The organism is Micromonospora sp. NPDC047074, from assembly GCF_040643815.1.
In the GTDB taxonomy this organism is placed as follows: domain Bacteria; phylum Actinomycetota; class Actinomycetes; order Mycobacteriales; family Micromonosporaceae; genus Micromonospora.
This window is the reverse complement of sequence record NZ_JBEYVB010000025.1, coordinates 65,875-88,962: the sequence shown is the minus strand read 5'-3', so window position 1 is coordinate 88,962 and position 23,088 is coordinate 65,875. Positions and strand designations below refer to the sequence as shown.

At 75.0% G+C, this 23,088-nt stretch carries 17 protein-coding genes; 6 read left to right on the top strand and 11 right to left on the bottom strand.

Translation table 11 applies throughout. The features are described from left to right. Positions 1-41 precede the first annotated feature (41 nt). Positions 42-2,879 carry a leucine--tRNA ligase gene (gene leuS / locus ABZ809_RS24305; protein ID WP_357564874.1) on the bottom strand — a complete coding sequence of 946 codons (2,838 nt, stop codon included), beginning with the start codon at positions 2,877-2,879 and terminating at the stop codon, positions 42-44. A gap of 563 nt (positions 2,880-3,442) precedes the next feature. On the opposite strand from leuS, the gene ABZ809_RS24300 reads away from it, so the two are divergent. Genes ABZ809_RS24300 through ABZ809_RS24290 form a run of 3 tightly spaced genes read left to right on the top strand, consistent with a single transcriptional unit; the run spans position 3,443 to position 8,283 of the window. After that, positions 3,443-4,498, top strand: a complete 1,056-nt coding sequence (locus tag ABZ809_RS24300) for a MoxR family ATPase (RefSeq protein WP_357564873.1) — start codon at positions 3,443-3,445, stop codon at positions 4,496-4,498. A gap of 1 nt (position 4,499) precedes the next feature. After that, entirely contained in the window at positions 4,500-5,798 is a 1,299-nt protein-coding gene (locus ABZ809_RS24295; protein WP_357564872.1) for a DUF58 domain-containing protein, read from the top strand. A 16-nt stretch (positions 5,799-5,814) separates the two neighbouring features. Next, positions 5,815-8,283 (top strand): DUF3488 and transglutaminase-like domain-containing protein, encoded by a 2,469-nt coding sequence (locus ABZ809_RS24290; RefSeq protein WP_357564871.1) that lies wholly within the window; start codon positions 5,815-5,817, stop codon positions 8,281-8,283. A gap of 283 nt (positions 8,284-8,566) precedes the next feature. Here ABZ809_RS24290 and ABZ809_RS24285 read toward each other — a convergent pair whose 3' ends face one another. The 3 genes from ABZ809_RS24285 to ABZ809_RS24275 form a co-directional block, all read right to left on the bottom strand. After that, positions 8,567-8,962, bottom strand: a complete 396-nt coding sequence (locus tag ABZ809_RS24285; protein ID WP_121400531.1) for a DUF3040 domain-containing protein — start codon at positions 8,960-8,962, stop codon at positions 8,567-8,569. 115 nt (positions 8,963-9,077) lie between these two features. Then, on the bottom strand, positions 9,078-10,337 hold the full coding sequence (locus ABZ809_RS24280) for a DNA polymerase IV (RefSeq protein WP_357564870.1): 1,260 nt from the start codon (positions 10,335-10,337) through the stop codon (positions 9,078-9,080). 60 nt (positions 10,338-10,397) lie between these two features. Further along, positions 10,398-11,936 carry an MFS transporter gene (locus ABZ809_RS24275; protein ID WP_357564869.1) on the bottom strand — a complete coding sequence of 513 codons (1,539 nt, stop codon included), beginning with the start codon at positions 11,934-11,936 and terminating at the stop codon, positions 10,398-10,400. Positions 11,937-12,019: 83 nt separating this feature from the next. Here ABZ809_RS24275 and ABZ809_RS24270 point away from each other — a divergent pair, with 83 nt between their 5' ends. After that, positions 12,020-12,592, top strand: coding sequence for a TetR/AcrR family transcriptional regulator (locus ABZ809_RS24270; protein WP_357564868.1), 573 nt, complete (start codon positions 12,020-12,022; stop codon positions 12,590-12,592). 4 nt (positions 12,593-12,596) lie between these two features. On the opposite strand, the gene ABZ809_RS24265 is transcribed toward ABZ809_RS24270, so the two are convergent. The 7 genes from ABZ809_RS24265 to ABZ809_RS24235 form a co-directional block, all read right to left on the bottom strand. After that, positions 12,597-13,748, bottom strand: a complete 1,152-nt coding sequence (locus tag ABZ809_RS24265; RefSeq protein ID WP_357564867.1) for a nucleotide pyrophosphatase/phosphodiesterase family protein — start codon at positions 13,746-13,748, stop codon at positions 12,597-12,599. Then, positions 13,745-14,509 (bottom strand): methyltransferase domain-containing protein, encoded by a 765-nt coding sequence (locus ABZ809_RS24260; RefSeq protein ID WP_357564866.1) that lies wholly within the window; start codon positions 14,507-14,509, stop codon positions 13,745-13,747. The genes ABZ809_RS24265 and ABZ809_RS24260 overlap by 4 nt, the downstream gene beginning before the upstream one ends. Before the next feature lie 40 nt (positions 14,510-14,549). Continuing rightward, positions 14,550-14,726, bottom strand: coding sequence for a hypothetical protein (locus ABZ809_RS24255; protein ID WP_357564865.1), 177 nt, complete (start codon positions 14,724-14,726; stop codon positions 14,550-14,552). Between the two features lie 97 nt (positions 14,727-14,823). Further along, entirely contained in the window at positions 14,824-18,096 is a 3,273-nt protein-coding gene (locus ABZ809_RS24250) for an error-prone DNA polymerase (RefSeq protein ID WP_357564881.1), read from the bottom strand. Positions 18,097-18,765: 669 nt separating this feature from the next. Next, a complete protein-coding gene (locus ABZ809_RS24245) occupies positions 18,766-20,328 on the bottom strand; it encodes a DNA polymerase Y family protein (RefSeq protein WP_357564864.1) in 1,563 nt (520 codons plus the stop codon). Beyond that, positions 20,325-21,113 carry a hypothetical protein gene (locus ABZ809_RS24240; protein WP_357564863.1) on the bottom strand — a complete coding sequence of 263 codons (789 nt, stop codon included), beginning with the start codon at positions 21,111-21,113 and terminating at the stop codon, positions 20,325-20,327. The genes ABZ809_RS24245 and ABZ809_RS24240 overlap by 4 nt, the downstream gene beginning before the upstream one ends. 90 nt (positions 21,114-21,203) lie before the next feature. Continuing rightward, on the bottom strand, positions 21,204-21,653 hold the full coding sequence (locus ABZ809_RS24235) for an SAV_6107 family HEPN domain-containing protein (protein WP_357564862.1): 450 nt from the start codon (positions 21,651-21,653) through the stop codon (positions 21,204-21,206). Between the two features lie 390 nt (positions 21,654-22,043). Here ABZ809_RS24235 and ABZ809_RS24230 point away from each other — a divergent pair, with 390 nt between their 5' ends. Then, a complete protein-coding gene (locus ABZ809_RS24230; protein ID WP_357564861.1) occupies positions 22,044-22,289 on the top strand; it encodes a hypothetical protein in 246 nt (81 codons plus the stop codon). Positions 22,290-22,492: 203 nt separating this feature from the next. After that, the gene (locus tag ABZ809_RS24225; RefSeq protein WP_357564860.1) at positions 22,493-22,981 is read left to right on the top strand and encodes a YbaK/EbsC family protein; all 489 of its coding nucleotides are present in this window, start codon (positions 22,493-22,495) and stop codon (positions 22,979-22,981) included. The last annotated feature ends 107 nt before the right edge of the window (positions 22,982-23,088 follow it).

The following is a 23,088-nucleotide window of genomic DNA, read 5'->3' as shown; positions in this document are numbered from 1 at the left end:
GGGGCGGGCGGCGGGGGGCGGGGGCGGGGGCGGGCGGGGGGTCAGGCTACGACGGAGACCATGCGGCCCTTGACGACGATGACCTTGCGGGGTTCCTTGCCGGCCAGCGCCGACCCGACCGCCTCCAGTGCCGCCGCGCGGACGGTCTCCTCGGACGCGTCGGCGGGCACCTCGACCCGGCCCCGCACCTTGCCGTTGATCTGCACCGGGTACGTCACCGTCTCCGCGACCAGCAGCGCCGGGTCGGCGGTCGGGAAGTCCGCGTACGTCAGGGAGGTGTCGTGCCCCAGCCGGCGCCACAGTTCCTCGGCCACGTGCGGGGCGAACGGCGCCACCATCAGCACCAGCGGCTCGGCCACCTCGCGCGGGGTCTCCGCCAGCCGGGTCAGCCCGTTGGTCAGCTCGATCAGCTTGGCGATCGCGGTGTTGAACCGGATCGCCTCCATGTCGCCGCGGACCCCGTCGACCGTCTTGTGCAGCAACCGCCGGGTCGCCTCGTCGGCGGGCGCGTCGGTGACCCGCAGCGCCCCGGTCTGCTCGTCGACGATCGCCCGCCAGACCCGTTGCAGGAACCGGTACGACCCGACGACCGCCCGGGTCTCCCACGGCCGGGACACCTCCAGCGGGCCCATCGACATCTCGTAGACCCGGAACGTGTCCGCCCCGTACGCGGCGCACATCTCGTCGGGCGTGACCACGTTCTTCAGGGACTTGCCCATCTTGCCGTACTCGCGCCTGACCGCCGTGTCGCCCAGGTAGAAGCCGCCGTCGCGCTCGGTCACGTCCTCGGCCGGCACGTAGGCGCCCCGGGCGTCGGTGTAGGCGTACGCCTGGATGTAGCCCTGGTTGAACAGCTTGCGGAACGGCTCGAACGACGAGACGTGGCCCAGGTCGTACAGCACCTTGTGCCAGAACCGCGCGTACAGCAGGTGCAGCACGGCGTGCTCGGCCCCGCCGACGTACAGGTCGGTGCCCCCGCAGTCGCCCTCGCCGCGCGGCCCCATCCAGTACCGCTCGTTCTCCGCGTCGACGAAGCGCTCGGAGTTGGTCGGGTCCAGGTAGCGCAGCTCGTACCAGCACGAGCCGGCCCACTGCGGCATCACGTTGGTCTCGCGGGTGTAGCGCTTCGGGCCGTCGCCCAGGTCCAGCTCGACCTCGACCCAGTCGCTGCGGCGCGACAGCGGGGTCTCCGGGTTGCTGTCGGCGTCCTCCGGGTCGAAGGTGCGCGGCGAGAAGTCGTCCACCTCCGGCAGCTCGACCGGCAGCATCTCCTCCGGCAGCGCGATGGCGGCACCGGTGGAGTCGTAGACGATCGGGAACGGCTCGCCCCAGTAGCGCTGCCGGGAGAACAGCCAGTCGCGCAGCCGGTAGGTCACCGCGCCGACCCCGTGCCCGTTGGCCTCCAGCCACTCGATGATCCGGGCCTTGGCGTCGGCGACCCCCAGGCCGTCCAGGTCCAGGCCGCGGTCGGGCGCGGCGCTGTTGATCGCCGGACCGTCCCCGGTGTACGCCTTGCCGGCGAAGCCCTCCGACGGCTGCACGGTACGCACGATCGGCAGGTCGAAGACCTCCGCGAACGCCCAGTCCCGCTCGTCCTGGCCGGGCACGGCCATGATCGCGCCGGTGCCGTAGCCGGCCAGCACGTAGTCGGCGATGAAGATCGGGATCTGCCCGCCGGTGACCGGGTTGGTGGCGTACGCCCCGACGAAGACGCCGGTCTTCTCCTTCGTGTCGGCCTGCCGCTCGACGTCGGTCTTGGCCGCCGCCGCCTTGCGGTACGCCTCCACGGCCGCGCGCGGGTTGGCGTGCCCGCCGGTCCACGCGTCCCGCGTCCCGTCCGGCCAGGCGTCCGGCGCCAGCGCGTCGACCAGCTCGTGCTCGGGGGCCAGCACGGCGTAGGTGGCGCCGAAGATCGTGTCGGGCCGGGTCGTGAACACCCGGATCGGCTCGGCGGCGGTCGGGAAGTCGATGTGCGCGCCCTGGGACCGGCCGATCCAGTTGCGCTGCATCAGCTTGATCGGCTCGGGCCAGTCCAGCGTGTCCAGGTCGTCCAGCAGCCGGTCGCCGTACGCGGTGATCCGCATCATCCACTGCTTCAGGTTGCGCTTGAAGACCGGGAAGTTGCCCCGCTCGGAGCGGCCGTCGGCGGTGACCTCCTCGTTGGCCAGCACGGTGCCCAGCCCCGGGCACCAGTTGACCGGCGCCTGCGAGACGTACGCCAGCCGGTGGCCGTCGACGACGGCCCGCCGCTCGGCGACGGACAGCTCCGCCCACGGGCGGCCGTCGGGGGTCGGCCGGTTGCCGCCCTCGAACTCGGCGATCAGCTCGGCGATCGGGCGGGCGCGCTTCGCCTCGGTGTCGTACCACGAGTTGAAGACCTGCAGGAAGATCCACTGCGTCCAGCGGTAGAAGTCGGTGTCGATGGTGGCCACCGAGCGGCGCTCGTCGTGGGCCAGGCCCAGCCGGCGCAGCTGTGCCTTGTAGCGCTCGATGTTGGCCACGGTCGTGGTCCGGGGGTGGGTGCCGGTCTGCACCGCGTACTGCTCGGCCGGCAGGCCGAACGCGTCGAAACCCATGGCGTGCAGCACGTTGCGCCCCGCCATCCGCTGGTAGCGGGCGAAGCAGTCGGTGCCGATGTAGCCCAGCGGGTGCCCGACGTGCAGGCCCGCGCCCGACGGGTAGGGGAACATGTCCAGCACGTACAGCTTCTCGGCGCCGGCGCGGGGGTGGCCCGGGTCGGCCAGCGGGCCGGTCGGGTTCGGGGCGTGGAAGGTCCCCTCCCGCGCCCAGACGTCCTGCCAGCGGTGCTCGATCTCCTCGGCCAGGGCCGCGGTGTACCGGAACGGGGGAATGTCGGCCGCTGCTGCTGCCTCGCTCATGGCGTCTCCTCGCTTCGCTCGTCGCCGCCGGCCACGCCACGGCCGGGCGGTGGTGCTGACCTCGCTCGGCGCGGTCATGTCGGTATGGCTCGGTCTGCTCGCCGCCGGCGCCGCGTCACCCATGGGCCGGCTCCGGGTGCCGACCGCCGGGCACCCGGCGGAGGGCACAAAAAAGCCCCTCGCGCAGGAGGGGCCGCCGTGCTGTCGCGCGTCAGCGCATCAGCACGGCCCGGTAAGAAGCAGGAAGAATCCGGCCATGACCGGGAGTGTACCCCGCCGCCCGGTCGCGCACGCCGCCCGCTACCACGGACCGGACGACAGGCGTCCCGCCGACGCCCTTCGTGAGCATGATCGACACCGAGAGCGACCGCAAACTCCCCCGACCCGGCGAATATTCGGTGCGTAACCGACCGTCTACCTGCGGGGGTCGGCGACAGCGAGAAACATGGTTAGCCTGAGAGACCAGTGAGATTCCTGCGGCAGACGAGGCTCGACGTCGCGAACCCTACGGCGGGTCCAGCTGCTCTATACAGAGCTGCCGTCCGGCGACGAGGAGGAGGCCCGTGACACAACAGACCAGGGACGAGGTGGGCGGCCTGTTGCCGCACGACGAGTTCCGCGCCGCCAGCGAAGCGATCGTGTCGAACATCGAGCAGGTCATCGAGGGTAAGACAGCCACCGTGCGGCTCGCCCTGGCCGTCCTGCTCGCCGAGGGACACCTGCTCATCGAGGACGTGCCCGGGGTCGGCAAGACCAAGCTCGCCAAGGCCATGGCCCGCTCGATCGACTGCTCGGTGCGTCGCATCCAGTTCACCCCGGACCTGCTGCCCAGCGATGTCACGGGGGTGAGCGTCTACAACCAGGAGACGCACGACTTCGAGTTCCGGCCGGGCGCGGTCTTCGCCAACCTGGTCGTCGGTGACGAGATCAACCGCGCCTCACCGAAGACGCAGTCGGCGTTGCTGGAGTGCATGGAGGAGCGGCAGGTCACCGTCGACGGTGTCACCTACCACCTCCAGACGCCGTTCATGGTCGTCGCCACCCAGAACCCGATCGAGATGGAGGGCACCTACCCCCTCCCCGAGGCGCAGCGCGACCGGTTCACCGCCCGCATCGCGATGGGCTACCCCGACCCGAACGCCGAGCTGGCGATGCTCGACGGGCACGGCGCCACCGACCCGCTGGACGAGTTGCGCCCGGTCTCCGACGCCAACACCGTGCGCCAGCTGATCGCCCACGTCCGGCAGGTGCACGTCGCCGACGCCGTCAAGCAGTACGCGATCGACCTGGTCACCGCCACCCGCGAGGCCTCCGACCTGCGCCTCGGTGCCTCCCCCCGGGCCACCCTCCAGTTGCTGCGCACCGCCCGCGCGGTGGCCGCCCTGGAGGGCCGCGACTACGTGCTGCCCGACGACCTCCAGGCGCTGGCCGTGCCGGTGCTCGCGCACCGGATCATCCCCACCGCCGACGCCCAGCTCGCCCGGCGCACCACCGACGCGATCGTCTCCGACCTGGTGCACCGGCTTCCGCTGCCGCACGACCGCGGGCGCTCCCCGTACGACACCCGGCCCGCGGGCGAGGGCAACGGCCGGGCCTCGTACGAGCCGCGGAGGCGGTGACGTGCGCGACGGGCTGCGAGGGCTGACCACCCGCGGCCGTTCGTTCCTCGCGGCCGCGATCGCGGCGGCCATCTCGGCCGGCATCCTCGGCGAGAAGGACCTGCTCCGGGTCGCCGTGCTGCTGGCCATCCTGCCGCTGCTCGCCGCGGCCTACGTCGGGCGCAGCCGCTACAAGCTCGCCTGCAACCGGTCGCTGGACCCGCACCGGGTGCCCGTCGGGGCGAGTTCCCGGGTGGTGCTGCGGTTGCAGAACATGTCCCGGCTGCCCACCGGCACCCTGCTGCTGGAGGACCGGCTGCCGTACGCGCTGGGCAGCCGGCCCCGGGTGGTGCTGGAGCGGCTCGGCGCCCACCAGGCCAGCTCGGTGGCCTACACGGTGCGGGCCGACGTGCGCGGCCGGTACGCGGTGGGCCCGCTGGTGGTCCGGATGACCGACCCGTTCGGGCTGTGCGAGCTGAGCCGTGCCTTCCCGAGCACCGATCACCTGACCGTCATCCCGCAGGTCACCCCGCTGCCCTCGGTGCGCCTGCCCGGCGAGTACGCCGGCAGCGGCGACAGCCGGGCCCGGTCGGTCGCCGTGCACGGCGAGGACGACGCCGCCACCCGGGAGTACCGGGTGGGCGACGACCTGCGCCGGGTGCACTGGAAGTCCACCGCGCGCACGGGTGAGCTGATGGTGCGCCGGGAGGAGCAGCCCTGGGAGAGCCGGGCCACGGTCGTGCTGGACACCCGCGCGTACGGCCACCGGGGCGACGGGCCGACGGCCTCCTTCGAGTGGGCGGTCTCCGCCGCCGCGAGCATCGCGGTGCACCTGCGGCAGGCCGGCTACAAGCTGCGCCTGGTCACCGGCTCCGGCGCCGACGTGGACGCGTCCGAGGCCACCGGCGACGGGCTGCTGCTCGACCACCTCGCCGAGGTCCGGCTCGACAAGTCCGGCGAGTTGACCACCCTCGTGCAGCAGGTCCGGCAGCGGTCCGACGGCGGCCTGATCATCGGCCTGTTCGGGTCGGTGAGCACGGCCGAGGCCGAGCTGCTGGCCGGGTTGCGGGGCAACGGCGCCACCTGCGTCGGCTTCCTGCTGGACAGCTCCACCTGGCTCAGCCTCCCGGCCAGGGCCCGGGCCGAGGCCGACCACGCGCACGGCGCGGCGGCGCTGGCCATGTTGCAGAGCGGCTGGCGGGTGATCGGGGTCGAGCACGGCACCGGGCTGCCCGCGCTGTGGCCGCAGGCGGCCCGCGGTTCACAGGGCTTCGCGCTGCGGGCGGCAATGGCCGAGACGGTGGCCGGCGGCGTGCGATGAACGGAAGGGTCCCCTCATGATCGCCCAGCGGAACCTGGGGTTCGTGGCCGCCGCGGCGACGCTGCTCGCCGCCGCGCCGCTGTCGGCCATCTTCGAACGCTGGACGTGGCTGATCCAGGCGACGATCGCGGTGGCCGTGGTCGCCGCGGTGGCCGCACTCGCCCGGCTGGCCCGGGTGCCGCTCTGGGGCCAGGCACTGGCCATGCTGGCCGGGCTGACAGTGGCCCTGACCTGGCTTTTCCCCAGCGGCGCCGAGCTGCTGGGCATCGTGCCCACCCCGTCGACCTTCACGCACTTCGGCGCGCTGCTCGACAGCTCGCTGGAGGACATGCGCTCCTACGGCGTGAAGGTGCCCGACACCGACCCGCTGCTGTTCGTCACCGTGCTCGGGGTCGGCGGGGTGGCCGTGCTGGTCGACGTGCTGGTCGTCGGGCTGCGCCGGCCGGCGCTGGCCGGCCTGCCGATGCTGGCGATCTACTCGGTGCCGGTCGCGGTCTACGTGGACAGCGTCCCGGCGGTGCCGTTCGTCGTCGGCGCCGCCGGCTACCTCTGGCTGCTGGTGACCGACAACGTCGACCGGGTCCGCCGGTTCGGCCGGCGCTTCACCGGTGACGGGCGGGACGTCGACGTCTGGGAGGCCTCGCCGCTGGCCGCCGCCGGCCGGCGGCTGGCGGTGGTGGGTGTGGCGCTGGCCGTGGTGCTGCCGCTGGCCGTGCCGGGAATGACCGGCGGGCTGCTCGACACGCTGGGCACGGGTTCGGGCAACGGCAACGGCAACGGGCGCCCCGGGCAGGGCGGGACCGGCAGGATCGACCTGTTCGCGGCGCTGAGCGGGCAACTCAACGAAACCAGGGTCACCGACCTGGTCAAGGTCACCACGAACGAGAAGAACCCCTTCTACCTGCGCTTCGGGGTGGCCGACAAGCTCACGCCGAGCGGCTTCCGGGAGGGCACCCCCACCGGCCGCCCCGTCGACGACCTGCCGGCACCGTCCGCGCGGGGCGTCGAGCAGCAGACGTACCGGGCCACGGTCGAGGTGACGAAGACCCTCAACATGCCGCTGCTGCCGGTCTACACCGAGCCGGTGCGCACCGAGGACCTGAACGACAGGTGGGCGTACGACCCGAGCCTCCAGGTGATCTTCTCCAACCGGGAGAACTCCCGCGACAAGCGCTACACGTTCGAGTACGTGCGCTCGACGTACACCCCGGCGGCCCTGCGACGGTCCCAGCCGCTGCCCGCCGACCACGCGGTGCGCCGCCTGCACCCCGCGCCGCCCGAGGTGTCCGAGGTGGAGGAGCTGGTCGCCACGCTGGTGCGGGGCAAGGACACCGAGTACGACAAGGTCCGCGCCATCTACGACCACTTCTCCGCCGACAACGGCTTCACCTACTCGCTGAGCACCAAGGGCGGCACCAGCGGCGAGGAGATCGTCGACTTCCTGACCAACAAGGTCGGCTTCTGCCAGCAGTACGCCGCCTCGATGGCGTGGCTGGTCCGGGCCGCCGGTATCCCGGCCCGGGTGGCGTTCGGGTTCGCCAACGGCAGCAACTCCGGCGACGGCACGTACACGCTGACCAACCGGAACCTGCACGCCTGGACGGAGGTCTATTTCAACGAGGTCGGCTGGGTGCCGTTCGACGCCACCCCGGCGTACGGCGTGCCGGGCTCGACGAGGTCGGCCTGGGCGCCGGACACCGACGCCCCGGAGGACGAGTCACCGGCTCCCGGCCCGTCCAGCGCCCCCGGCGGCGCGGATCCGTCAGCCGGTCCCGCCGGGCCGGAGGGTCCCGAGGAGGACGTCGACTCCGGCTTCTCCGCCGCCGGGGAGACCCCGACCGAGCAGGCCCCGGTCTGGCCCTGGTACGCCGCTGGCGCGCTACTGGCCCTGCTGGTCCTGCTCGCCCTGCCGGCCCTGCGCCGCGCGGCCCTGCGCCGGCGGCGCGGCGGTCCGGTGACCGCGTCGGCCGCGACGGCGGCGCCTGCCGGGGCTGCCGGGGACGCGCCCACCGGTGGGGGACGGATGGTGGTGCTGGCGGACGTGGAGCGGGCCCGGGCGGACGCGCACGCCGCCTGGGACGAGCTGCTCGACACGCTTGTGGACTACCGGGTGCGGGTGGACCGGACGGAGACCCCCCGGGCGACCGCCGACCGGCTGTCCCGGGAGTCCCTCGCCGCCGACGCCGGGGCGCACCCGGCGGTACGCCTGCTCGGCCGCGCCGAGGAACGCGCCCGCTACGCCCGCGACCCGCTCACCGGCGAGCAGCTCCTGCCGGCCCTGCGCACGGTGCGCGAGGCGCTGGCCGCACAGGCTGACCGGCGTACCCGCCTGGTGGCCGCGATGCTGCCGCCGTCGGTGCTGCTGCGCTGGCGGACGGCCGCGGCCGAGGCGTCGTCCCGGCTGGTGGCGGCCGGCGGGCGGGCCCGCCACCGGCTGCTGCGCTGGAGCCCGCGGCGCCTGCTGGCCAACCGCATGGCCCGCTGACGGCACCGCGAAGGGGCCGGTGGGGGTGGCGTACCCCTGCCGGCCCTTTTGCCATCAGCCCGGCGCCGTACGCGCGTGCGGTGGTCGCCCGGGATGGCCGGACGGTTGGCGAGGACGTGGGGCGGCAGGGCCGCGAGGGTCGGGTGTCGGGCACCCGGACGCGGCGGAGAGGGGCCGTCGGGGCGCGCGGAATCGTCAGCTGCCACCACCGGGCAGGCCCGGTGGTGGCACTCGTCGTCGCGCGGCCCGCCTCGGCGGCGGGCCGGGTCAGCGGCGGGTCAGGTCAGCGGTGCCCCTCCGGGCGCTGCCGCCACCGGTCCTCCATCCGATCCAGGATCGAGGGCCGGCGGCCCGACCGGCCGCGCGGGCGACGGCGACTTGTCGTCCCGCCGACGACGTGCAGGTCCGGTGACTGCGCCCGACGATGCGACTGCACCGCGAACGCGGCCGAGGCCAGCATGACGACGAAACCCGCCACGGCCAGCGGCGGAGTCTTGATCACCGCGCCATAGACCAACAGCGCCAGGCCAGCGATCATCACGCCGGCAGCGACGAGCAGGCGACGCCGCGCGTGGAAACGCGGGTCGCTGGCGCGCACGGCCGAGGCGAATTTGGGGTCCTCGGCAAGCGACCGCTCGATCTGCTCGAACAGCCGCTGCTCGTGCTCCGAGAGCGGCACGGCACTCCTCCCCGGTCACGTTGGTCGGCCCGGTCGGGCCGACAGACCGTGGCAGCCAACCGGCTGCTTACCCGCAAGTCTACGAGGGCCCTCGCGCGTCGGAAAGCGGGACGACCTACGGCCGGGGCGGATTTTCGTTTCGCCGCCCGTCCGGGGCCCCGAGCAGACTGGCCGGACCTATGACGGACCGCCCGAAACGGGCAGCCGCGGCGTCGGCGGCTGCTTCCGCCTCCCGCCAGCCCCGCTCGGGCGCGCCGAGGGTGAGCTGGCGCGGATTCTCCCGCGCGGGTGCGAGCCCCTCGACCCGTACGCCGACCAGCCGGACGCGCTCACCCGGGTCGAACGCGGTGTAGAGCGCCCAGACCGTGTCGAAGATCTCCCTGGCGACATCGGTCGGCACACCCGCGGTGCGGGACCGGCTGACGGTGCGGAAGTCGGCCAGCCGCACCTTCAGCGACACGGTCCGCCCGACCTGCCCGGCAGCACGCAGCCGGGCGCCGACCTTCTCGGCGAGGGCGAGCAACGCCCGGCGGATCTCCAGCGGATCACCCACGTCGGCGTCGAAGGTCACCTCGGCGCCGATCGACTTCTCCACCTGCTCGGGGCTGACCCGGCGCGAATCCCGCCCCCAGGCCAGCTCGTGCAGGTGGGCGGCGGACGCGGCGCCCAGTGCCTTGCGCAGCATGCCGACCGGTGCCTCGGCGAGATCCCCGATGGTGGTCAGGCCCAGCCGGCGCAGCGTCTCGGCGGACCGCTCCCCCACGCCCCACAGCGCCGAGGACGGCAGCGGGTGCAGGAAGTCGAGCACCCGGGCCGCCGGAACGACGAGCAGGCCGTCGGGCTTGGCGCGGGTCGAGCCGAGCTTTGCCACGAACTTGCTCGGGGCGACCCCGACCGAGCAGGTCAGCCCCTGCTCGGCGGCGACCCGCTCGCGGATGCGCCGGGCGATGGCGGCCGGCGGCCCGAACAGCCGCCGGGCGCCGGCCACGTCGAGGAACGCCTCGTCCAGGGAGAGCGGCTCGACCAGCGGGGTGACGTCCCGGAAGATCCCCATGACCGCGCGGGAGGCCGCCGAGTACTGCGCGAAGTCCGGCGGCAGGTAGACCGCGTGCGGGCAGAGCGCCCGGGCCCGCGCGGTGGGCATGGCGCTGCGTACGCCGTAGCGCCGGGCCTCGTAGCTGGCGGAGCTGACCACCCCGCGCGGCCCGGTGCCGCCCACCACGACGGGCTGGCCGCGCAGCTCCGGGCGGCGGCGGACCTCGACCGAGGCGAAGAAGGCGTCCATGTCGACGTGCAGGATCGGGCAGCCGGTGTCGTCGGCATCCGGCCCGAACCGGGGATCGCCGCCCCGGGGCAACGACTGGCTGCGACCCATCCCCGCAGGCTAGCCCCGACCTACGACATGCCCCCGGACGGTCGGGGGCGACCCGCGGCGTCAGTGCGGATCGGTGGGCGTGGTCCCCGCGGGCACCCGCCGCAGGGCGACGGCGCAGGCGACCGCTCCGAGGAGCAGGACCGCCGCGCCGATGACGGCGGTGACCGTGAAACCCTCGGTGACGGCCGCGAAGGCCCGGGCCAGCAGGACGTCGGCCACCTCGGCCGGGAGCTGCCCGGCCACGGTGAGGGCGCCGCCGACGGTGTCGGTCGCGGCGTGGGCGAGTTCGTCGTCGAGGCCGGCCGGCACCTCGCCCGCCATCTCCGCCCGGTAGGCGGCGGCCGAGACGCTACCCAGCACGGCGATGCCGAGCGCGCCGCCGAACTCGGTGCTCGTCTCGGAGATCGCCGAGGCGGCCCCCGCCCGCTCGGGCGGCGCCGTGGTGAGCACGAGCGAGGTCGCCAGCGTGCCGGTCATCCCGACGCCGACGGTGAGCAGGCAGTAGCTGCCGATCAGCCACCAGACCGGCGCGTCGGGCCGCATGGTGCTGACCAGCAGGAACCCGCCGGCGGCGACGGCGAGCCCGGCGGCGACGAGGACGGCCGGCCGGGTACGCGGCGCCAGGACGGAGGCGAGCGCGACGCCGACGACGCTCCCCGCGATGGTCGGGAGCATCCAGAGCGCGGCGTCGAACGGGCCGAGGCCGAGCACCGTCTGCAGGTACGTGACCGCGAGCAGGCCCATGCCCGCGCTCGCGAACGTGATCGCCGTGTTCGCCCCGATGGAGGCGGAGAAGGAGCTGGTCGTGAAGAGCCGTACGTCGATCATCGGCCGCTCGCCGCGGCGCTGCCGGCGGACGAAGAGCGCACCGACGGCGAGGCCGACGGGAAGGGCCACCAGCGACACGGCGTTCGGCCCGTCCTCGGCGAACCGCTTGACGGCGTAGATGACCGGCAGCACGGCGGCCAGGGAGAGCACGGAGCTGACCGGGTCGAACCGGCCCGGATTCGGGTCCTTCGACTCGCGCAGCAGGAACGGGCCGACGACGAGCAGCAGGAGCATGACGGGGACGTTGATGACGAACACCGACCCCCACCAGAACCGCTCCAGCAGGAAGCCGCCGATGATGGGGCCGATCGCGATGCCGCCGGTGAACGCGGCCGTCCAGATCCCGACCGCGGTACGCCGCTGGTCGTCGTCGGCGAACATGCCCCGGATGAGGGAGAGCGTCGACGGCGCGAGGGTGGCCCCGCCGACGCCGAGCAGGGCCCGGGCGGCGACGAGCAGTTCGGGGCTGGTGGCGAACGCGGCCAGCAGCGACGCCGCGCCGAACGCGGCGGCCCCGACGAGCAGGAGCCGGCGGCGGCCGACGCGGTCGCCGAGGCTGCCCATGGTCACCAGGAGCCCGGCCATCACGAACCCGTAGATGTCCATGATCCACAGGTACTGGCCGGCGCTGGGCGTGAGATCCGCGCTTATCCAGGGCGCGGCCATGAACAGCACGGAGAGGTCCATCGAGGCGAGCAGGGCGGGAATGACGAGCGCGACGAGGCCGAGCCATTCCCGGCCACGGGCACGGGCGGGTGCAGGAGTGGTCACCCGAGGAATGTACGGGCGTACAAGACGTCTGTGCAATACGTTTGTTCAAGACGTACGTCCAAGGGGCCGACTACACTGCCGGCGTGGGACAGCGGGAGGACCTCCTGGCGGGGGCGAGACGGTGCCTGGTGGAGAAGGGCTACGCCCACACCACGGCCCGGGACATCGTGGCGGTGACCGGCGCCCACCTCGGCTCCATCGGTTACCACTTCGGCAGCAAGGACGCCCTGCTCAACGCGGCCCTCCTGGAGACCTTCGACGCCTGGGGCGACGCGATCGCCGCGGCCGTCGTGGCCGAGCCCGGAGGCGCCCCGCTGGACCGCCTCCGCCGGTTCCTCGACGGCATACTCGCGCTGGCGCCCGAGCAACGGGCCATCCTGGTGGCGAGCGTGCAGGCGTACGCCCAGGCGGAGTTCGCGCCCGAGGTGCGGGACCAGCTCGTGGTCAGCTACGCCGCCAGCCGGCGGGAACTCGCCGCGCTGGTGCTGGACGTCGCACCCGCGGAGGTCTCGGCGGAGCAGGCGCGACGCTACGGTTCCCTCGCCCTGGCCGTCATCAACGGCGTCGTGCTCCAGTGGATGCTCGACCCCGGGGCCGCCCCCACCGCCGACGATCTCGTGCGGGCGATCGAGGGCCTCGCCGCCGGCGAGCGGTGAGCGGTCAGCCGCGTACGACCAGCAGCGGAATGGTCATCTCGGCCGCCGTGTCCGCCCCGTGGTACGCCACCAGCCGGGAGACCACCGGCGGCTCGGACCGGGAGGCGGTCACCGCGTACGTGGCGTTGCAGACGACCACCACGTCGCCGACGCGGAGCAGGTGCTCCTCCGCCACCGGGCCGAACCAGCCGGCGGCCACCACCTCCTCCCGGGTGCGTACCCGGGCCGCGTCACCGAGCACCGCCGACCAGGCGGCCACGACATCGTCCAGGGCGCCGGGAGTGACGTGCAGGTAGCGGACCCGGGGCTCCCCCGCCACCACCTGGATCCCCGCCCGCAGCCGGGGATCGGTGTCCAGGTCGATCCGGTGCCCGGCCGGCACGTCGAGCTGACCGTGGTCGGCGGTGACCAGCAGCGCGGCGTCCGACGGCAGCCCGTCGACGAGCCGGGCGAGCAGCCCGTCCAGCTCGGCGGCGGCGATCCGCCAGGGCACCGAGTCGACACCGGAGAGATGGCCGTGCCGGTCCAGGTCGGGGTGGTAGCCGGAGACCAGGGTGGGCCCCGGCCCGGCGGCCAGGGCGGCGAGCATCCGGCCGGCGAGCGCGTCGACGCCCGCCGCGCCCCGGTAGTCGCCGCCCCGGTTCGCGGCCACCGTGAGCCCGCTGCCGCCGAACTCCGGCCGACTCACCACCGTCACCGCGACGCCGGCGGCCCGGGCCCGTTCCAGCTGGGTGCGAACCGGCTGCCAGCGCAGCGGCTGCGGGTCGGCCGCCCACTCGATGTGGTTGAGCACCCGGTCGGTGCCCGGCACCCGCACGGTGAAGCCGAGCACCCCGTGCGCCCCGGGCGCGGCGCCGGTGCCCAGCGTCACCAGGCTGGTCGGGGTGGTCGACGGAAAGCCCGAGGTCAACGGCCGCCCGGCAGCGGCGGCCAGCCCGGCCAGGGTCGGCGCGTACGGCGCGGCCGTCGGGATCTGGTGCCAGCCGAGGCCGTCCACGAGCAGCACCGCGACGCGGCGTACCCCCGCCAGCGCGACGCCCAGCCCGAGCGGGTCGGCGGCGCCCGGCACACCGAGCACGGCCAGCGCGCTGGGCAGGATGTCGGCGAGACTGCCGTCGCCGTAGCGCGGCTCGACGACCGCCAGCGGATCGGTCACGGAAGCCTGGCGAACAGGTGCAACTGGGCGGCCAGGTCCCGCCAGGGTGCCCGCGCGGCGAGCGCCGCCTCCAACTCGACCAGGGCGGCCGGCTGGCCGTCGGCGACGGCGGCGGGCAGGAGGTCGGCGAGCACGCGTACGCCGTGGATCTCCTCGACCACGAGCCCGGCGGCGCCGAGCAGCGCGGCGGCGCCGTCGGCGTCGTAGCGCCGGCGCAGCGTGTCCCGGGGGCCGGCGGTGCCGGCCGGGTCGGCGACCAGCGCGGCGGCGACGTCCAGATGCCCGTTCATCGCCCGGCCGAGCACCGCGGCGGCCCGGCCGGCGACCAGCACGCTCGCGACGCCGCCCGGGCGCAGCGCGGCGGCCAGGGCAGCCACCACCGCCGCCGGATCGTCGACGACCTCCAGCACGGCGTGGCAGAGCACCAGGTCGGCGCTGCCCGGCTCGACCAGCCCGGCGAGCGCGTCGCCGTCGCCCTGTACGGCACGGACCCGCTCGGCGACCCCGGCCTCCGCGGCCCGGCGGGTCAGCGCGGCGAGCGCGTCGGGGCTGGCGTCGACGACCGTGACCCGGTGCCCGGCCTGGGCGAGCGGGACGGCGAAGCCGCCCGTGCCGCCGCCGACGTCGAGCACGGTCAGCGCGGTGTCGGCGCGCCGCTCCAGCTCGGCACGCAGGACCGACCAGATCACGGCGGTACGGGGGGTCAGCGGCGGCCCGGCGAGCCGGCCTGGGGTCTGCTCCACCCGGTCGAGCCTAGTCACCCGGTCCAGCCCGCCGCCGGCACCGCCCCGGGGCGGGCGGTCAGGACTCGCCGGTGGCGCCGTCGTCCTCGGCCCGCGACCGCAGGGCGTTGGCCACCGGGCCCTCGATGATCTCGTACTCGGGCGGCTCGACGTGGTGGGTCGGGGTCCATCCGGCGCTGAGCCGGGTCCGCCGGGAGTTGGCCACGCCGCCGTGGTGTTCGCGATTGCCCATCATCGGTGCATCCCCCTCGTGCTCACGCGGGCCGCTCTGCCCGCGCGAGCAGGAGTCTCCCTCCATCCGACGCGGAAAACCGTAATGTGGATCACTGCCGTCAACGGAAGTCGCGCGATGGCGGGCTGACCGGCGGCTCGATGGCGTCCAGCCGGTCGGCGGTGAGACTCGTGACTCCCTCGTGCCGCTGCAACCGGCCTCGCACCACCAGCGCCGCGCTGGTGCGGGCGATTCGACGGTAGCGCTGCCACAGCCCCGGGGAGCAAGTGACATTGAGCATCCCCGTCTCGTCCTCCAGGTTGAGGAAGGTGACCCCGCCGGCGGTCGCGGGGCGCTGCCGGTGGGTGACGATCCCGCCGACCCGGATCCGCCGACCCGGCTCCACCTGGCCGAGCCGGGCGATCGGCACCGCGCCGAGGGCGTCGAGCCGGGGGCGGACGAAGTGGGCCGGGTGGCTCTCCGGCGACAGCCCGGTCGCCCAGACGTCGGCGACCAGCCGGTCCACCGCCTCCATGCCGGGCAGGGTGGGCGCGGCCGCGCCGGTCACCGTGCCCGGCAGGCGGCCCGGCCGGTCCTGGGCCGCCGCGCCCGCGGCCCAGAGGGCCTGCCGCCGGGACAGCCCGAAACAGGCGAAGGCGTCCGCGGTGGCCAGCGCCTCCAGCTGCGCGGCGGACAGCCCGGCCCGCCGGGCCAGGTCCGGCATGTCGCGGTACGGCCCGCGCGCCGTCCGTTCCGCCTCGATCCGCTCGGCCACCCCGGTGCCGAGGGTACGCACACCGGAGAGGCCGAGCCGGACGGCCGGCCCGTCCAGCCCCCAGGCGTGCGGCGGCTCCCCCGGCACGCTGCCCCACCGGGTCCGCGGGGTGGACTCCAGCACCGCCAGGGCGCCGCTGGCGTTGACGTCCGGCCGGCGCACCTCCACCCCGTGCCGGCGGGCGTCGTCGACAAGCGTCTGCGGCGAGTAGAAGCCCATCGGCTGGGCGTTGAGCAGCGCGGCCAGGAACGGCCCCGGGTGGTAGCGCTTGAGCCAGGAACTGGCGTAGACCAGGTAGGCGAAGCTCATCGCGTGGCTCTCCGGGAAGCCGTAGTTGGCGAACGCGGAGAGCTTGTGGAAGACGTCGTCGGCCAGCTCGCCGGTGATGCCCCGCTCCGCCATGCCCGCGTAGAGCCGGTCGGCGACGCGGGCCATCCGCTCGGCGGAACGCTTGGCGCCCATCGCCCGGCGCAGCTGGTCGGCCCCGGCCGCGTCGAAGCCCGCCAGGTCGATCGCGAGCTGCATGAGCTGCTCCTGGAACAGCGGCACGCCGAGGGTCTTCTCCAGCGCGTTGCGCATCAGCGGGTGCGGGTAGGTCACCGGCTCCTGGCCGTTCTTGCGCCGGATGTACGGATGCACCGAGCCGCCCTGGATCGGGCCGGGCCGGATCAGCGCCACCTCGACCACCAGGTCGTAGAACTCGCGGGGCTTCAGCCGGGGCAGGGTGGCCATCTGGGCGCGGCTCTCCACCTGGAACACCCCGACCGAGTCGGCCCGGCAGAGCATGTCGTAGACCTCGGGGTCGTCCAGCGTCATGTCGCCGAGGTCCAGGCTCATCCCGATCATGTCGTAGCCGTAGTGCAACGCGGAGAGCATGCCGAGCCCGAGCAGGTCGAACTTGACCAGGCCGACGGCGGCGCAGTCGTCCTTGTCCCACTGGAGCACGCTGCGGCCCGGCATCCGCCCCCACTCGACCGGGCAGACCTCGATCACCGGCCGGTCGCAGATCACCATGCCGCCGGAGTGGATGCCCAGGTGCCGGGGGAACGTCTGCAACTCGTCGGCGTACGCGACCACCTGCTCGGGGATGTCCGCCACGTCGACCGTGGCGACCGGCCCCCACCGGTCGATCTGCTTGCTCCAGGCGTCCTGCTGGCCGGGCGAGAACCCGAACGCCTTGGCCACGTCCCGCACCGCCGAACGGGGCCGGTAGGAGATGACGTTGGCGACCTGGGCGGCGTGCTCCCGGCCGTACCGGGCGTAGACGTGCTGGATCACCTCCTCCCGGCGGTCGGACTCGATGTCCACGTCGATGTCCGGCGGGCCGTCGCGCTCCGGGGCGAGGAAGCGCTCGAAGAGCAGCCGGTGCCGGACGGCGTCCACGTTGGTGATCCGCAGCGCGTAGCAGACCGCCGAGTTGGCCGCCGAGCCCCGCCCCTGGCAGTAGATGTCCTGCTCGCGGCAGAACGTGACGATGTCGTAGACCACCAGGAAGTAGCCGGGGAAGCCCAGCTCCTCGATCATGTTCAGCTCGTGGTCGAGCTGCGCGTACGCCCCCGGGTGCGCCTCCCTGGGGCCGTAGCGTTCCCGCGCCCCCCGCTCGGTCAGCTGGCGCAGCCAGCTCATCTCGGTGTGCCCGGGCGGCACCGGGTACGCCGGCAGCCGCGGCGCGACGAGCTGGAGGTCGAAGGCCAGCTCGGCCCCGAACTCGGCGGCCCGGGCCACCGCACCCGGGTACGCGGCGAACCGGGCCGCCATCTCGGCGCCGCTGCGCAGGTGGGCGGTGCCGGCGGCGGGCAGCCAGCCGTCGATCTCGTCCAGGCTGCGCCGGGCCCGGACGGCGGCGACCGTGGTGGCCAGCCGGCGCCGGCCCGGGGTGGCGTAGTGCACGTTGTTGGTCGCCACCGTGGGCAGGCCGGCGGACGCCGCCAGCTCGGCGAGCGCGTCGTTGCGGTCGGCGTCGACCGGGTGCCCGTGGTCGGTCAGCTCCACCGCCACCGTCTCCGCGCCGAACAGGGCGGTCAGCCGGTCCAGCTCGCGGGCCGCCGCGTCCACCCCCTCGGTGAGCAGTGCCGCCGGCACGTGACCCTTGCGGCAGCCGGTGAGCACCAGCACGTGGTCGCGCAGCTGCGCGGCGATCTCCTCCAGCTCGCCGTAGACCGGGCGGCCCTTCTCCCCGCCGCGCAACTGGGCGCGGGCGATGGTCGTGGCGAGCCGGGCGTACCCCTCGTGGCCGTGGGCGAGCAGCAGCAGGTGCCGCCCGAGCGGGTCGGGCTCGCCGTTCTGCGGCCCGGGCAGCTCCAGGGAGAGCTCGGCGCCGAAGATCGTCGGCAGGTGCAGCGCACGGGCCGCCTCGGCGAAACGCACCACCCCGTAGAAGCCGTCGTGGTCGGTGACGGCGAGCGCGGTGAGGCCCAGGCGGGCCGCCTCCTCGGCCAGTTCCTCGGGGTGGCTGGCACCGTCGAGGAAGCTGAAGTTGGTGTGCGCGTGCAGTTCGGCGTACGGCACCACGCCGTCGGGGCGGGCCACCTCGGGCGGCCGGTACCGCTCCCGCCTGCGGCTCCAGGCGGGAGAGTCACCACCGTCGGCGTCCACGGCCAGCGGGTCCACCACATGCAGGTGCCGCTCGTCGCGCCCCCGCCCGCCAGCCCCACCGGCCCGGTCTCCGCCGTTCCGCTTCTCGCCAGACCGCTCCCCGCTGCTCCGTCCCGCGTCGGCCCGCTCCCCGCCGGTCCGTCCCGCGTCGCCCCGATCCCCGCCGGTCCGTCCCGCGTCGCCCCGATCCCCGCTGGTCCGCTTCTCGCCAGTACCCGACCGCCCCGCGCCCGTGTCCGTGTCCGTGTCCGTGTCCGTGTCCGTGTCCGCGCCTGCGCCTGCGCCTGCGCCTGCGCCTGGAAGTGTCCCGGCTGGCCGCGCCGGGCCGCGGCTCCGGCCGGAGAGCACGCGTTCCAGCTCCGACCAGGGCAGTTTCGGGTTGTGGAAGCTCATCCGCGCTCCTCGGAACGGATGGTCGAACAGATCTTGGAGAGTTCAGGCCCCCGGAGGGGCCGAAACTCGCCAAGATCCAAAGATTGGCGGCCAGCGGTCCTATGGACGGGGCAGCTCGACAGCGCCGTGCGACCAACACCGCCACGGCGAGCACCACCCCGGCCAACACCGCCCCGGCGAGCACCACCCCAACCAACACCGCCACGGCCGACAGCGTCCTGGCCAGCCGCCGCTCGCCCACCCGGCGGGCGGCCGAGCGACGACACCCCGTCCCGCCCACGCCGACCCGTGATCCGGCGATCAGTCATAGACCGCCTCCACCAGCCACTGCCCGGCCTCGACCGCGAGCAGCAGGGCCGTACCGTCGGCCAGGCAGACCTGGAACCGGGCCCGGCGGCGGGCCTCCGCCGGTGCCCACCAGCGCTCGTCCACCGGCCACGGACCGGCCCAGCCGACGATCTCGGCCGGCCGGGCGGCGCCCACGGTCAGCCGGGCCGGCGCGGCGCTGACCTGGAGGCGTGCGCTGACCGCGACCGGCTCACCGGCGGCGTCGTGCACGGTCGCCGCGAGCGGGTCGGGCAGCACCACGGCCGGCGCGGGCGGCGGCAACCGGCCCGGCCACGGTGGTGGACCGGGACGGGCCGGCAGGCGTTCGTCGCCCCACGGCACCAGGCGTACCTGGTCGCCCGGGGAGCGGCCCCCGCCGAGCACCGCGGTGACCACCGCCTCGGGGCCGAGGATGCCCTGCACCCGGTTCAACGCCCGGTGCGCCCGCTCCCGCTCCTCGCCGGTCTCCCCCCACAGGCCGGGTTGCAGGCCGCTCCGGGCGATCACCCCGTCCGGGATCAGCCGCAGCCGGATGATGCCCGCCGTCGGTCGGGTCGGGCGCGCGCCGGTCCGGCCGGTGCTGCCGGACAGCCAGCCGTCGAGCTGCCAGCGCACCCGGTCGGCGATGGCCGCGGCGGTGAGCAGCCCGTCGTGCCGCCACACCCGGTGCAGTTCCTGGCCGTGTGCGGTGACCGCCTCGATGCCGAGTCGGGTGCACGCCAGCCCGTGCGCGGCGAGCCGGTCGTGCAACCGTTCGGCCAACGCCCGGGCGGCGAAGGCCGCCGCGTCGACCCGGTCGAGCGGCTCGTCGTGGTCGGCGGTGACCGCGAGGTCGACCGGCGGTTGCCGGACCGCCAGCGGACGATGGTCCCGCCCGGCCGCCAGCCGGTGGGCCAGCGCGCCGTCGAAGCCGAACCGGGCCAGCACGTCACCGGCGGGCAGCGCCGCGAAGTCGCCCAGGGTGCGTACGCCGAGCCGACGCAGCAGGTCGGTCAGGGCAGTGCGGCCGAGCGCCTCGACGGGCAGCCCGGCGAGGAACCCCGGTGTGCCGTCCGGCGGGACGACGCGCCCGTCCCGGGCGGCCAGGCCGGCGGCGAAGACCCCGTCGGCGATGCCGACCTGGCTCTCCACCGCGCAGGCCTGGGCGACGTGCTCGACGATCCGTTCGGCGGCCGCTTCCTCGCCCCCGAGATAGCGGCTCGGCCCCCGGGCCGCCACCGCGCACGCGCCGGGGCGTACCACCTCGACGCCGGCGACCAGCTCCTCGACGGCGGCGACCACGGGTTCGAACGCCCGGGCGTCGCGCCCAGGGTCGTGCTCGACGACGACGAGCTGCGCGCAGCGCCCCTGCGCCTCGCGTTTGCGCAGCCCGCGGCGCACCCCCTCGGCACGGGCCCGCTCGGAACAGGCGACCACCCGGTTGGCGTGCAGCACGACGACCGGGTCGGTGGCGGGCACCCCGTCGACGATCTCCGCGGCGAGCACCGGCCAGTCCGGGCACCAGAGCAGCAGGGTACGCACCGGCGAGCCGGTCACCTCGGACCGACCAGGGTGAGCGGGCCACGACGGGACGGGCCGATGGACGCGGGGCCGATGGACGCGGGGGGCGTGAACGCGGAGCGGGTGGAGGCGGGGGCCGTGGACGCGGGGGCGGATCGGGGGATGACCCGGGTGAGCCCGTCCCCGGGCAGCCAGACCGTGACCTCCTTGGGGCGGGCGGCGGCCCCGCGACCGCGCGCGGAGACGGTGACCTCGCGGCGGCGCAACCGGCCCCGGCCCGGCCCGAGCCCTTCCCAGGCACCCCGGACCACCTGGAGGGTCACGTCCGCGCCGTCCCACCGCCCGTACGGGACGAGGACGCTGCCCCGCTGACGGGCCCGGGCGGCCAGCCGGTTGGCGACCGAGGCGGAAACCTCCGCCGGCACGGCGGTCACCACGACGTCCACCCCGTCGATCAGCGCGGCGACGACGGTGGCCCACTCCGGGCCCGGACAGGGCACCAGCGCGAGCCGGTCCAGGGCGATGCCCAGCTCGGCGGCCGCACCCGCTCCGAACGTCGGGACCCCGACCACGGCGCACCACGAACCGGCGCGGGACGCCTCGGCGAGCAACGCCAGGACCAGCGAGGTGCCGCCGCTGCGCCGGGGGCGGCCGGCGGTGACCGCGATCGTGCTGCCCCGCCGCAACCCCCGGTTGGGCAGCAGCCCGGTCAGCTCCGGGGCCACCGGAAGCACCCGGTGACCGCCCGCCGGATCGGGAGCGCTCGCCGGGCGCACCAGGCCGGCCAGCGCGGCGGAACCGACCACCATCCGGCCCGCCATCGGACCTACCCCCCGTCGTGCTGTCGGATCGGATGTGCGGGCGGTGCCCGGCCGCCCGGAGCTTCCGCCGGGCGGCCGGGGCAACACGGATCAGGCGGCGAGGCCGTCGAGCGCCGGTTGGTGGGCCACGCCGAGCGCGGCCTCCACCACCGTGACGAACTGTTCGGCGGCGCGCAGCAGGTCGTCGGCCTCCCGAGCGGTCACGACGCGGGGGATGCCGGCTTCGGCGGCGGCCCGCTTGCCGGCGCCGAGAGCGAAGAACCGGGCCCACTCGTCCAGCTCGGGGGCGATGCCGGAGAGCAGGACCCAGACACTGGTGACCCGGTTGCGTCGGGCGGGGGCGGGACGCGCCCGGGCGGCGAGCACGGCCGCGGCCGCCCGGAGCGCGGCCAGGTGGGCGGCCGCGTAGCGAAGGCCGTCGGGACGGGTCTGGGCGGCCTCCGCGAGCCCGCGCCGGGCCACCGCGAGAAGCTGGGCGGGAGTGCGGTGCGGCAGCACGTGCGCCGGCACCGTCGGTGCCTGAGCCGGGTTGGTCGGCATGGACTGTCTCCTCCACGTGGCCGAGGCGCCGCCAACGAGAACGGCGCGCGATGCCGCCGGCGGGGACGCCGGGTCGGGTGGTGCGGAGGAAGACGCACCGGTGTGGGTGGCCGGCCGGGTGTGGATGCTTCCCCACACCACACCCGGCCGGCGTAACCGGCGGGTTCGTCGCCCGCCGCCCGGGGGTCGTGGGCGGCGGGCGACGCTCCTGCCTGACGGGCCCGGACTCGCGACTGCCCGGAACCAGGGTGCGGCCCGCGGTGCCACACCTGCCCGGAGCCGGCGCCGCGAAACACCGCTCCGGGTTGTTGGAACGGGCGTTCGAGGCAATCGAACACTCGTTCTAACTGCTGCTGACAGTACACCCTCCCCCCGACGAAAACGCAACGTGTGACGCGCGGACGTCGCCCGGCGACCCGGCCGACCCGGTCCGGGGTCGCCATGGTGCTCGCCTCGGCCGCGCTCTTCGCCGTCAACGGCACGGTCTCCAAGCTGGTGCTCCGTGCCGGCCTGGACGCCCCGCAGCTCACCCTGCTGCGCGCCGCCGGCGCCGCCACCGGGCTGCTGGTCCTGTGCCTGCTGCTGCGCCCGGGGCCCCGCCGGCTGCGGGCCACCCCCGCCAACTGCCGCTGCTGATCGGGTACGGGCTGGCCGGGTTCTTCACGGTGGTGCTCGGCTCGATCGGCCCGGGTCGCCCCGGCACGGGCCGCCGCACCACCCGCGCCGGACACCGTCACCGTCCCCCACTGAGCCGACCGGGCCCCGCCGCGCCGGCCGGGCCCGCGTGGCGCGGCACGGCCGGCCGAACCGCCGGCCGGCGCACCGGGAAGAATGGCGGCATGCAGCCACATCCGAACGTACGGGCGGTGCAGGACGTGCTCGACGCCGCCGGCGCCCGGGACGGCTCCGGCGCGCCGAGCGCCGTCCGCCTGCTGCCCGACGCGGTCCACACCGCCGCGGCCGCCGCCGAGTCGCTCGGCGTCGGGATCGGCCAGATCGCCAACTCGCTCGTCTTCGACGCCGACGGCGCCCCGCTGCTGGTCCTCACCTCCGGCGCGCACCGGGTGGACACCGCCGGCCTGGCCGCGGCCATCGGGGTCACCCGGCTGCGCCGGGCCACCCCGGAGTTCGTCCGCGAGCACACCGGGCAGGTCATCGGCGGGGTTGCTCCCGTCGGCCACCCGCGCCCGCTGCGCACCCTGGTCGACACCGCCCTGGAGTCGTACGACGAGATCTGGGCGGCCGGCGGCGTGCCGCAGGCGGTCTTCCCCACCACCTACCCGGAACTGCTGCGGGTCACCGGCGGTGCCCCGGCCGAGGTGGCGTGAGCGCGAGGAGTGAGCTTGCGAGCCCCGCAGTCGCGAACGAAAGGCCAGCACCGTGAGCGCGAGGAGCGAGCTTGCGAGCCCCGCAGTCGCGAACGAAAGGCCAGCAC